This window comes from Pseudomonas sp. 3B-A001-10F (genome assembly GCF_056313565.1).
The window spans coordinates 143,125-155,177 of the sequence record NZ_JBQYFW010000004.1; the positions used below are offsets into that span (position 1 = coordinate 143,125).

Sequence of the window (12,053 nt, forward strand, 5' to 3'; positions counted from 1 at the left end):
CACCAACAACCCGGTCAGTCCCCTCTCCCTCCGGGAGAGGGCTAGGGTGAGGGGCTTTTAGTTACTGATCGCCAAAATACTCGCCTGATACGACCCGACGAATACGTCGAAATCACCGACTTCGTTCTGCTCCAGCTCAGCCTGAGCTGCCAGAGAAGTACGCGCCAGCTCCTCAAACTTCGCCTGCTCATCCGCCACCAAAGGCTCGCTACGGAAAAACTCGGCATGCGTCTGACTCTGACGCAACGAAAACTGCGCAAAGCTTTCCTTGTGCTCCGCCATCGCCGCCAACACTTGCGCGGATGGCGTCAGGGACGGATCGCTGACCTTGGCCAGTTGCGCATCCAGCGCCTTGCTGTGCGCATCGCCGCCATGGCTCTGATCCAGCAGCGCCGCCAGCGGGGCGATTTGCTCCAGCAGTTCTGCCGCCCAGGTCTTCATCTCCACCGATTCACCGTCACGCTGCAATTGCAGGCCTGGACGACGACCTTCCTTGACCACGCTGAGGAAGTTCGACGTCGCATTGCCGCACGAGGTGTTGGTCAGCAACGGGCTGTCGTTCAGCGCGCAGTACAGCAGGAACGCGTCGAGGAAGCGCGACTCGGTGAGGTCGATGCCCATCGGCAGGAACGGGTTGATGTCCAGGCAACGCACTTCAACGTACTGAATGCCACGGGCCACCAGCGCCTGAATCGGCCGCTCGCCGGTATAGGTCACGCGTTTCGGGCGGATGTTGGAGTAGTACTCGTTTTCGATCTGCAGGATGTTGGTGTTGAGCTGCACCCACTCACCATCCTGGTGCGTGCCGACTTCAACGTACGGCGCGTACGGCGTGGCCACGGCTTTGCGCAGGCTGTCGGTGTAGCTCGCCAGATCGTTGTAGCAAGGCGTCAGACCGGCCTGGGCGTTGCTCTGGTAACCAAGGTCGCTCATGCGCAGGCTGGTCGCGTACGGCAGATACAGCGTGTCTGGATCGAGCTGTTCCAACTGATGCGAACGGCCACGCAGGAAACCGGCGTCCAGCGCCGGCGAAGCACCGAACAGGTACATCAGCAGCCAACTGTAACGACGGAAATTACGGATCAGTGCGATGTAGGAAAACGACTGGAAATCGCGATCCGTGCCGACAAAACCTTCGGTTTCGCGCAGCAGTGGCCAGAGCTTTTCCGGCAGGGAGAAATTGTAGTGAATCCCGGCGATGCACTGCATGGTCTTGCCGTACCGCAGGGCCAGGCCCTTGCGGTAGACGTACTTGAGCTGACCGATGTTGGAGGTGCCGTAGTAGGCGATCGGGATGTCTTCCTCGGCCGGCAACGGGCACGGCATCGATGGACTCCACAGGTACTCGTTGCCGAGTTTGCTGTAGGCAAAACGGTGAATCTTGTCCAGGCTCGCCAAGGTATCAGCCGGGTCGGGCAGGGCGGGCGTGATGAATTCCAGCAGCGACTCGGAGTAGTCGGTGGTGATTTGTTCGTTGGTCAGCGCGGAACCCAAGGCTTCGGGGTGCGGCGTTTGCGCCAGGCGACCTTCGCTGGTCACGCGCAGGCATTCACGTTCGATACCGTGCAGGCACTGCTCGAGCAGAGAGAGGTTAGCGCGCTCGCCGAGCAGAGCCAGGCGGCGGTTGAGAAGTTCGCTCAATTTGGATTCCTTCACGCGTCAGTCGCCCCAATATGGGGGTGGGCAAGACGGTCTACAAGGGTGAAGTTGAAACTGGCGTTTTCGCCTGGTTTTATAGCGGCAGGCCATTTGCCGGTCAGTCAAGAACTGCACAATCCCTGTGGGAGCGAGCTTGCTCGCGAAGAGGGTTTATCAGCCAACATTTCGGTTGCCTGACACACCGCCTTCGCGAGCAAGCTCGCTCCCACAAGGTTCGTTGCGCCGAAATTAACTCAAAATGATGACCGGTAGCTACAGGACAGCGAACGTGCCTTGCGCTTTTGCGACCAGTTTGTCGCCCTGCATCACGTCGGCTTCGACCACCAAAGTACGTCGGCCCGGGTGAATCACCCGCGCCGTGCACATGACCTCACCGTCGGAAACGGCGCGGATATAGTTGATCTTGCACTCGATGGTCGCGCTCTGCTGATCGAAGCCGTGGGTACTGGAACAGGCCAGCCCCATGGCGATATCGACCAGACTGAACAGCGCGCCACCGTGCAATTTGCCGCCGCGATTGCGCAGTTCCGGTTCCAGCACCAGGGCGACTTGCGCCACCCCGGTTTCCAGGCTGTGCAGGCGGCAGCCCAACAGCTTGAAAAACGCGCTCTCGACGAGCCCGGCCGGAATCTCCATCAGCGTTTCTTCAACTGCTTGGCGTTGGCGAACAGCGAGGCCATCGCATTGTTCACTGGCGCTGCGGTGGCGGTTTCCTTGCGCGGCGCGTTGTTCGAAGGCTGGCGTTGCGCCGAGCCTGGACGCGAGCCACGGGCGCCGTCGATCTTCTCGCCCGGGGTGTCGCCCATGCGCATCGACAGGCCAACGCGTTTGCGCGGGATGTCGACTTCCATGACCTTCACTTTCACCACATCACCGGCCTTCACCGCTTCACGCGGGTCCTTGATGAACTTCTCCGACAGCGCCGAGATGTGCACCAGACCGTCCTGATGCACGCCGATGTCGACGAAGGCACCGAACGCGGTCACGTTGGTGACAACGCCTTCGAGGATCATCCCCAGTTGCAGGTCTTTGAGGTCTTCAACGCCTTCCTGGAACTCGGCAGTCTTGAACTCGGGACGCGGGTCGCGGCCGGGTTTTTCCAGTTCTTGCAGGATGTCGGTGACGGTTGGCAGGCCGAAGGTTTCGTCGGTGAATTTCTTCGGATCCAGACGCTTGAGAAACGCGGCATCGCCAATCAGCGAGCGAATGTCGCGGTCGGTTTCAGCGGCAATGCGCTGCACTAGCGGGTAGGCTTCCGGGTGCACCGCCGACGAGTCCAGCGGGTTGTCGCCGTTCATCACGCGCAAGAAACCGGCCGCCTGTTCGAAGGTTTTTTCGCCCAGACGCGCGACTTTCTTCAGCGCTGCGCGGGTTTTGAACGCACCGTGTTCGTCGCGGTGCGTGACGATGTTTTGCGCCAGCGTCGCGTTGAGGCCGGAGATCCGCGCCAACAGCGCCACCGAAGCAGTGTTCACATCAACGCCAACGGCGTTCACGCAGTCCTCGACCACAGCGTCCAGACCACGCGCCAGTTTCAACTGCGAAACGTCGTGCTGGTACTGGCCGACACCAATGGATTTCGGATCGATTTTCACCAGCTCGGCCAGCGGGTCCTGCAAGCGACGGGCGATGGACACCGCGCCGCGGATCGACACATCCAGATCCGGGAATTCCTTGGCCGCCAGTTCCGATGCCGAGTACACCGATGCACCGGCCTCGGAAACCATTACCTTGGTCATTTTCATCGCTGGATATTTTTTGATCAGCTCGATTGCCAGTTTGTCGGTCTCGCGGCTGGCGGTGCCGTTGCCAATGGCGATCAGGTCAACCGAGTGCTTGGCGCACAGGGCAGCCAGAATGGCGATGGTCTGATCCCACTTGTTGTGCGGCACGTGCGGGTAGACCGTGGCGTGATCAAGCAGTTTGCCGGTCGAATCGACCACTGCGACTTTGCAGCCGGTACGCAAGCCTGGGTCGAGGCCCAGGGTTGCGCGCGGGCCGGCCGGCGCGGCCAGCAGCAAGTCGTGCAGGTTGTGGGCGAAGACGTTGATCGCTTCGGTTTCGGCGCCGTCACGCAGCTCGCCGAGCAGGTCGGTTTCCAGGTGGGTGTAGAGCTTGACCTTCCAGGTCCAGCGCACCACTTCACCGAGCCACTTGTCGGCCGGGCGGTTCTGGTTCTGGATGCCGAATTGCTGGCCGATCATGCCTTCGCACGGGTGCATGGTGCCCGGCAGTTCGTCGCCGACTTTCAGCGCGGAGCTGAGGATGCCTTCGTTGCGGCCACGGAAAATGGCGAGCGCGCGGTGCGACGGCATGCTTTTCAGCGGTTCGTCGTGTTCGAAGTAATCGCGGAACTTGGCGCCTTCCTCTTCCTTGCCAGCGATGACGCGGGCACTGAGGGTCGCTTCCTGTTTCAGGTAGTTACGCAGTTTCTCCAGCAGGCTGGCGTCTTCTGCGAAGCGTTCCATGAGGATGTATTTGGCGCCTTCGAGCGCAGCCTTCACGTCGGCCACGCCTTTTTCGGCATCGACGAAGCGTGCGGCTTCGGTTTCCGGGGTCAGGTTCGGGTCGTTGAACAGGCCATCGGCCAAGTCGCCGAGGCCGGCTTCCAGGGCGATCTGGCCCTTGGTACGGCGCTTCTGCTTGTACGGCAGGTACAAGTCTTCGAGGCGAGTCTTGGTGTCGGCGAGTTTGATGTCGCGCTCGAGGGCAGGGGTGAGTTTGCCTTGCTCTTCGATGCTGGCGAGGATGCTGATGCGCCGTTCGTCGAGTTCTCGCAGGTAGCGCAGGCGCTCTTCCAGATGACGCAACTGGGTGTCATCGAGGCTGCCGGTGACTTCTTTCCGGTAACGGGCGATGAAGGGAACGGTAGAGCCTTCATCGAGTAGCGCGACGGCCGCTTCGACCTGTTGTGGGCGTACGCCGAGTTCCTCGGCAATGCGGCTGTTGATGCTGTCCATAAAACCACCTGACATATTGTGAAATCAGGCTCGCAGGCACGGAAATAAAGGCCCGGAGTCTGGTTGAGCGGCTAGAAAATTGCCGCTGCCTGGGTCAAAAGGCAGCCCATTGACCCGTGAAATCGAACAATTACTGCGCGCGGCAGGAAAAAAAGCCTGCCACCTGCGGTAACGATTCAGACGTTGCCTGGCACAAAACGCCGCGCATTATAACCAGCGTTCTGTCATTCGGGGGCGTCGCAGTCTGTAGGCATAAACCCCGGTTTTCTGGCAGTGAAGGAAAAATCTGCTAACAATGCACACGGTGCGTATAACGGCAGCTACGCCATAATGCGCGCCGAGCTAAAAGGAGCATCCAATGAGCAGCACTGCACAAACTGCTGAAGGCGAAAAAATTCTCATCGTTGACGACGATCCGGGCTTAAGCAGCCTGCTGGAACGTTTTTTCGTCAGCAAGGGCTATCGCGCCCGTACCGTACCGAACACCGAGCAGATGGATCGTCTGCTGTCGCGTGAAGTTTTCAATCTGGTCGTCCTCGACCTGATGCTGCCCGGTGAAGACGGTCTGACCGCGTGCCGGCGTCTGCGGGCCGCGAACAACCAGATCCCGATCATCATGCTCACCGCCAAGGGCGATGAGATGAGCCGTATCAAGGGTCTGGAACTGGGCGCCGACGATTATCTGGCCAAGCCGTTCAACCCGGACGAGCTGATGGCGCGGGTAAAAGCTGTACTGCGTCGTCAGGCCGCACCGGTACCGGGCGCGCCGGGCAGCGAAGACGAAAACGTCACCTTCGGTGATTACGTGTTGTCGCTGGCCACCCGCGAACTAAAACGCGGCGACGAAGTTCACATGCTCACCACCGGTGAGTTTGCGGTACTCAAGGCCCTGGTGATGAACGCGCGTCAGCCGCTGACCCGCGACAAACTGATGAACCTGGCCCGTGGCCGCGAGTGGGATGCCCTCGAGCGTTCCATCGACGTGCAGATTTCCCGTCTGCGCCGCATGATCGAGCCTGATGCATCGAAGCCGCGCTATATCCAGACTGTCTGGGGTGTGGGCTACGTGTTCGTACCGGATGGCGCCGCCACCAAGTGATCGGCGATTTGTAGGAGCGGGTCTGCAGGTTTTGGCCGAACGGCCATTCCCGCAGACTCGCAATCCGCAATATGCGAGCATTGCTCGCTCCTGCAAGTGTGTAGCGGTTATAGATGAAAACCCCCGTCTGGTTCCCCCAAAGTTTTTTCTCCCGCACCCTTTGGCTGGTGCTCATCGTCGTGCTGTTTTCCAAGGCGCTGACCCTGGTTTATCTATTGATGAACGAGGACGTGCTGGTGGATCGCCAATACAGCCATGGCGTCGCCCTGACGCTGCGTGCCTATTGGGCTGCGGATGAAGAGAACCGCGCAAAGATTGCTGATGAGGCGACCCTGATCCGGGTGGTCGGCGCCGGTGTGCCGGAAGGCGAACAGCACTGGCCGTACAGCGAAATCTATCAGCGACAAATGCAGGCCGAACTGGGCGCCGACACTGAAGTGCGTTTGCGCATGCACTCGCCGCCAGCGTTGTGGGTGCGCGCGCCGAGCCTCGGTGATGGCTGGTTGAAGGTGCCGTTGTATCCGCACCCGTTGCGTGGCCAGAAAATCTGGAACGTGCTCGGCTGGTTCCTCGCCATCGGCCTGCTCTCGACAGCCTCTGCATGGATTTTCGTCAGTCAGCTCAACCAGCCGTTGAAACGTCTGGTGTATGCCGCCCGGCAGCTTGGTCAGGGCCGTAGCGTGCGGCTGCCGATCAGCGATACACCGAGCGAGATGACCGAGGTCTATCGCGCTTTCAACCAGATGGCGGAAGACGTCGAACAGGCCGGTCGCGAGCGCGAATTGATGCTGGCCGGCGTGTCCCACGACTTGCGCACACCACTGACCCGCTTGCGCCTGTCGCTGGAGTTGATGGGCGATCGCAATGACCTCACCGACGACATGGTGCGCGACATCGAAGACATGGACGCGATTCTCGACCAGTTCCTCGCGTTTATTCGTGATGGTCGCGATGAGTCGGTGGAAGAGGTGGATCTGACTGATCTGGTGCGCGAGGTGGCGGCGCCATACAACCAGAATGAAGAGAAGGTGCGTTTGCGTCTGGAGCCGATTCAGCCGTTCCCGCTGCGTCGGGTCTCGATGAAGCGTTTGCTCAACAACCTGATCGGCAACGCCTTGAACCATGCCGGTGGCAGCGTTGAGGTAGCCGCTTATGTGTCCGGTGACGTCAGTGCGCCGTATGTGGTGCTGAGCGTGATGGACCGAGGCGCGGGGATTGATCCTTCGGAACTTGAAGCGATTTTCAACCCGTTTACCCGAGGCGATCGTGCCCGTGGCGGTAAGGGCACCGGCTTGGGGTTGGCGATTGTGAAGCGGATTGCTTCGATGCATGGCGGCAATGTTGAATTGCGTAATCGGTCCGGGGGTGGACTGGAAGCGCGGGTGAGGTTGCCGTTGGGGCTAATGTTGCCTAGGGACGCTGTGTAGATCAAAAGCCCCTCATCGGAACGCCGCCCGCCCAGCCGAGTCGATTATGGATTCGGTAAAGATCGATCATGTCGGCGGAGTTTTCCAATATCCCCCAATCAGTCCCCTCTCCCTATGGGAGAGGGTTAGGGTGAGGGGCTCTAGCTCTTCGCTCTAGCCCTTGCCTTTGGTCCGGGTCATATTCGGCCCGCCATTCTTCTCAAGGTGCTCAATGATGATCCCCGCCACATTCTTCCCCGTGGTGGTCTCGATCCCTTCCAGCCCCGGCGACGAGTTCACTTCCATCACCAGCGGCCCGTGATTGGAACGCAGGATATCCACACCCGCCACCGCCAGGCCCATGACCTTGGCCGCGCGCAATGCGGTCATGCGCTCTTCCGGGGTGATCTTGATCAGGCTGGCGCTGCCGCCACGATGCAGGTTGGAGCGGAACTCGCCCGGCTTGGCCTGACGCTTCATTGCTGCGATTACTTTGTCACCGACCACGAAGCAGCGAATATCCGCACCGCCCGCTTCCTTGATGTACTCCTGAACCATGATGTTTTGCTTCAGGCCCATGAACGCCTCGATCACCGATTCGGCGGCGGTCGCGGTTTCGCACAACACCACACCGATGCCCTGCGTGCCTTCCAGCACCTTGATCACCAGCGGCGCGCCGTTGACCATGTCGATCAGGTCGGGAATGTCATCCGGCGAGTGAGCAAAACCGGTCACCGGCAGACCGATGCCGCGCCGCGACAGCAGTTGCAGCGAACGCAACTTGTCCCGTGAACGGGCGATGGCCACCGATTCGTTGAGCGGGAACACCCCCATCATTTCGAACTGACGCAACACCGCGCAGCCATAAAACGTCACCGACGCACCGATCCGCGGAATCACCGCGTCGAAACCCTCCAGCGGTTTGCCGCGATAGTGGATCTGCGGCTTGTGGCTGGCGATGTTCATGTAGGCGCGCAAGGTGTCGATCACTACCATTTCATGCCCGCGCTCGGTTCCGGCTTCGACCAGACGGCGGGTGGAATACAGACGCGGGTTCCGCGACAGCACAGCGATCTTCATGCAACACCTGTGGAAGAGGTAGATACCGGGAACACCGGCTTGTCTTGTACATACTTGATGCCCGGATTGACGACCAGATGGCCATCGATCAGGGCTTTGGAACCGAGCAACAGGCGATAGCGCATGGACTTGCGGCAGGCGAGGGTGAACTCGATCGGCCAGACCCGATCCCCCAGGGCCAGAGTGGTGCTAATCACGTAGCGCTCCTGGGCATGGCCGTTGGAGCTTTTGATGGTTTTGCGCGTCACCAGTGGTGCCTCGCAGCGGCGGTGACGCAATTGCACCACCGTGCCCAGGTGCGCGGTGAAACGTACCCACTTCTGGCCGTCGCGTTCGAACGGCTCGATGTCGGTGGCATGCAGGCTGGAGGTGCTGGCGCCGGTGTCGATTTTCGCTCGCAGGCCTGCGACTCCCAAATCCGGGAGCGCCACCCACTCGCGCAGACCGACAACGGTCAAATGGTCAAATGTCTTCAATAGAAAAAACCAACGATTAACGCGTCCAGGCCTCAGGCGAAACCCGGGCCAACGCTTTGAATGCAGGTTTGGCGAACCAGTAGCCCTGCATCAGAAATATTCCACAGTCCGCCAGGAAATCCCGTTCACCGGCGCTCTCAATGCCTTCGGCAATGACTGTAACGTCCAACTCCGCACAGATTGTGACAATCCCCCGAACGATCACCTGACGAACACGGTCTTGATCGACATCGCGGATCAGCGCCATGTCGAGTTTGATCAGGTCCGGTTGAAAATCAGCCAGCAGATTGAGCCCCGAATGACCGGCACCGAAATCGTCGATGGCGGTCTTGAAGCCGAATTCGCGGTATTCACGCAGAATATTGGTCAAATGGCGATAGTTATCTACGTGCTCGCTTTCCAGGGTTTCAAAAATCAGTCGGTCGAGCGGGAAACAGTGCTTTTTTGCCGCTTCGAGCGTACTGCGAATGCACAGCTCTGGACGATAGACGGCGTTGGGCATGAAGTTGATCGACAAGTGTGTCTGCATATTAAGATCAGCCGCACCTTTGATGGCGCGTGTCCGGCAGAGCTGGTCGAAGCGGTAGCGGTTTTCTTCTGTAACCTGATTCAACACAGTGAATGCGCCTTCACCGCTCACCCCACGGACCAACGCTTCATGGGCGAAAACCGACTGATCGCGCAGATCCACAATGGGTTGATAGGCAAAGTCAAAATCGAAGCCTAACGGTTCACTGTGCTGGCAGCCCTGGCAACCGGTGTGAGTCGAAGTCAATGAAGAGGGAAATTTAGTCATTCGAGCACCCCCATGCCGGTGCACCGGCCAAGATCACAGTCTATCTGGAGGGCCGAGTTGTTGCGCCCGACAGAAACGGTAGTACAGTTCCGACTACTGGCTGAACGAGGAATTCAAATGGCGCAAAAAAGCGAAGAGGACGACAAGGTTCGTCTCGACAAGTGGCTGTGGGCCGCACGTTTTTACAAAACCCGTGCCTTGGCCAAAGCGGCGATCGAAAGCGGCAAGGTGCATTGTCGCGGTGAGCGCTGCAAGCCTGGCAAAGAGCCGCGCATTGGCGATGAGTTCGAGATTCGTACCGGGTTCGAGGTGCGTACGGTGAAGGTCGAGGCGTTGTCGATTGTGCGGCGCGGCGCACCGGAGGCGCAGACGTTGTACGCGGAGACCGAGGCGAGTATTGCCAAACGTGAAGCGGCTGCGGCAATGCGCAAGGCGGGGGCGTTGGGTGTGAGTACCGACGGCAAGCCGAGCAAGAAGCAGCGGCGGGATTTGTTCAAGTTTCGGGGTAGCAGCAACGACGAGTAAGCGCGACGTTTCCGGGCTGCTTGTGCTGGCCTCTTCGCGAGCAAGGTTGCTCCCACAGTAGATCCGGTTCCTCCAGTGGATACTTGATCAATTGTGGGAGCGAGCCTGCTCGCGAATCGAGGGCGCAGCCCTCGCCGAAGCCAGCTCGGTATCAGGCGCTACGCACCACACTCATTCGCGAAACCAGCGGCAACTTGCTCAGCAGATTGAAAATCGGCGAAGTCACCTTCAGCCAGAAATTCGAGGCGTGATAAGCAAACGGTGTGTAGTAACCCCAGCCCAACGCCCACACCGCCAGCAGCATACCGCCGATGTAATCGTCCTGACCCCAATGCGCACCGGCCACCAGACGCGGCAGCATGAACAACAGCGCCAGACCCCAGATCGCCACAAACTGCCCGACCGTGCGGCTGAACACGCCCATGAACAGCGCCCAGATCAGCAGCACCGAAGCATGGTCACCGGGAAAGCTCTGGCTCGAGCGATCCTTCAGCTCCCAGGTCTTCTCCATGTGCGGGAAGTAATCGCTGATATGCACCGCGCCTTCCAGCACCATCGACGGGCTGCTGTGCTGCCAGTCCATGTGGTCGGCGAATTTGGAAAACAGTGCGCGAATCACCACCATCAATAGCAGGATCGAGAAAAAACCGAAGAACGCACGACGCACATCAATTGCCTTGAAGACCCAGTCGCCCTTGATCAGCAGCGTCAGCAAGATCAGACCGACAACGATGTCGAACGGACGCAGACTTGCAATTGCCCAGATGTGGAGCCATATCGGGTTGCTGGCCAGCGGTGCATTGAGTGAGCGGAACAGCCACTCGTCGAAAATCACACACAGCGAGTTGCCCGTAGGCCATAACCAGAAAGCCAGTAGCGCCAGTGGCGCTACGTTGCACAGAACCAGCGGGCCGAGGTTCCACCTAGATTGGAACAAACCCGGATTGTTCATAAAATGCCTCCCATGGCAGAGCAGTCGGCACCAAAAAGAGTGCCAAGAAGCGCAAATTTTCACGTCTTGTAACCATTTTGTCACCACATTCAGATACCCAAAATTATGACCGAGCTAGCGGATACCGATTTCACTCAACGTTTCATCTTCGATGACAGCGACACGCGCGGCGAACTGGTTGCGCTTGAACGCAGCTACGCCGAAGTCCTCGCCAAGCACCCGTACCCGGAGCCGGTGGCGCAATTGCTGGGCGAATTGATGGCGGCTGCCTCGTTGCTGGTGGGCGCGCTGAAGTTCGATGGCTTGCTGATTCTGCAGGCGCGTTCCGAAGGGCCGATCCCGCTTCTGATGATCGAATGCTCCAGCGAGCGCGAAATTCGTGGTCTGGCGCGTTATGACGCTGAGCGGATCAAGCCGGACGCGAGCCTTGCCGACCTGATGCCGGGCGGCGACCTGACACTGACCGTCGACCCGACGATCGGCCAGCGTTACCAGGGCATCGTCGATCTTGATGGCGAAACCCTGTCTGAGTGCTTCACCAACTATTTCGTCATGTCGCAACAAGTTGGCACGCGCTTCAAGTTGTTCGCTGACGGCCGCCGTGCCCGCGGGATGCTGCTGCAACAACTGCCGGCCGACCGTTTGAAAGACGAAGAAGACCGTGCCGCAAGTTGGCAGCACCTCACGGCACTGGCGAGCACGCTGACCGCCGATGAGTTGTTGAGCCTGGACAACGAAACCGTCCTGCATCGCCTCTACCATGAAGAGCAGGTGCGCCTGTTCGATGTGCAGAATCTGCGCTTCCGTTGCACCTGCTCACGCGAGCGTTCGGGCAACGCGCTGGTCAGTCTGGGTCTTGAGGATGCACAGCAATTGGTTCAAGAGAACGGCGGCACTGTCGAGATCGATTGCCAGTTCTGCAACCAGCAGTACCTGTTCGACGCAGCCGATATTGCTCAATTGTTCGCTGGCGCAGGCGTCGACACGCCGTCAGATACCCGGCACTAAAACGGTTCAGCGCAGGTAAATTCACTGCGTAACGACGGAATTTCGCCGTTACGACGGGAGGACCCTACTCTTTTTGGGCTTTTCTGGCATAA

General features: G+C 59.4%; 11 protein-coding genes. 4 read left to right on the top strand and 7 right to left on the bottom strand.

What is annotated here, in order from left to right:
- Positions 1-57: 57 nt before the first annotated feature.
- From gshA to AC0ZWN_RS06170, 3 genes are all read right to left on the bottom strand, one after another.
- Positions 58-1,641 carry a glutamate--cysteine ligase gene (gene gshA, locus AC0ZWN_RS06160; protein WP_476334423.1) on the bottom strand — a complete coding sequence of 528 codons (1,584 nt, stop codon included), beginning with the start codon at positions 1,639-1,641 and terminating at the stop codon, positions 58-60.
- Positions 1,642-1,911: 270 nt separating this feature from the next.
- On the bottom strand, positions 1,912-2,295 hold the full coding sequence (locus tag AC0ZWN_RS06165) for a PaaI family thioesterase (RefSeq protein WP_053116527.1): 384 nt from the start codon (positions 2,293-2,295) through the stop codon (positions 1,912-1,914).
- Positions 2,295-4,619, bottom strand: coding sequence for a Tex family protein (locus AC0ZWN_RS06170; protein ID WP_250606427.1), 2,325 nt, complete (start codon positions 4,617-4,619; stop codon positions 2,295-2,297). Before AC0ZWN_RS06170 ends, AC0ZWN_RS06165 begins: the two co-directional genes overlap by 1 nt.
- A 358-nt stretch (positions 4,620-4,977) precedes the next feature.
- Between AC0ZWN_RS06170 and ompR the strand changes: the two genes are divergently transcribed.
- Positions 4,978-5,718 (top strand): osmolarity response regulator transcription factor OmpR, encoded by a 741-nt coding sequence (gene ompR / locus AC0ZWN_RS06175; protein WP_095123420.1) that lies wholly within the window; start codon positions 4,978-4,980, stop codon positions 5,716-5,718.
- A gap of 113 nt (positions 5,719-5,831) precedes the next feature.
- A complete protein-coding gene (locus AC0ZWN_RS06180; RefSeq protein ID WP_476334424.1) occupies positions 5,832-7,145 on the top strand; it encodes an ATP-binding protein in 1,314 nt (437 codons plus the stop codon).
- A 153-nt stretch (positions 7,146-7,298) separates the two neighbouring features.
- Here AC0ZWN_RS06180 and rimK read toward each other — a convergent pair whose 3' ends face one another.
- The 3 genes from rimK to rimA are packed head-to-tail and all read right to left on the bottom strand — an operon-like array spanning position 7,299 to position 9,476.
- A complete protein-coding gene (gene rimK / locus AC0ZWN_RS06185; RefSeq protein WP_007949201.1) occupies positions 7,299-8,204 on the bottom strand; it encodes a 30S ribosomal protein S6--L-glutamate ligase in 906 nt (301 codons plus the stop codon).
- A complete protein-coding gene (gene rimB / locus AC0ZWN_RS06190; RefSeq protein ID WP_093429981.1) occupies positions 8,201-8,680 on the bottom strand; it encodes a retropepsin-like aspartic endopeptidase RimB in 480 nt (159 codons plus the stop codon). Before rimB ends, rimK begins: the two co-directional genes overlap by 4 nt.
- 16 nt (positions 8,681-8,696) lie before the next feature.
- Positions 8,697-9,476, bottom strand: a complete 780-nt coding sequence (gene rimA / locus AC0ZWN_RS06195; RefSeq protein WP_093429982.1) for a S6 modification regulatory phosphodiesterase RimA — start codon at positions 9,474-9,476, stop codon at positions 8,697-8,699.
- A 117-nt stretch (positions 9,477-9,593) separates the two neighbouring features.
- Here rimA and AC0ZWN_RS06200 point away from each other — a divergent pair, with 117 nt between their 5' ends.
- Complete coding sequence (locus tag AC0ZWN_RS06200; RefSeq protein ID WP_007917939.1) at positions 9,594-10,001, top strand: RNA-binding S4 domain-containing protein; 408 nt, start codon at positions 9,594-9,596, stop codon at positions 9,999-10,001.
- A 151-nt stretch (positions 10,002-10,152) separates the two neighbouring features.
- On the opposite strand, the gene AC0ZWN_RS06205 is transcribed toward AC0ZWN_RS06200, so the two are convergent.
- A complete protein-coding gene (locus AC0ZWN_RS06205; RefSeq protein WP_476334425.1) occupies positions 10,153-10,953 on the bottom strand; it encodes a phosphatase PAP2 family protein in 801 nt (266 codons plus the stop codon).
- A 105-nt stretch (positions 10,954-11,058) separates the two neighbouring features.
- On the opposite strand from AC0ZWN_RS06205, the gene hslO reads away from it, so the two are divergent.
- Positions 11,059-11,961, top strand: a complete 903-nt coding sequence (gene hslO / locus AC0ZWN_RS06210) for an Hsp33 family molecular chaperone HslO (RefSeq protein WP_476334426.1) — start codon at positions 11,059-11,061, stop codon at positions 11,959-11,961.
- The last annotated feature ends 92 nt before the right edge of the window (positions 11,962-12,053 follow it).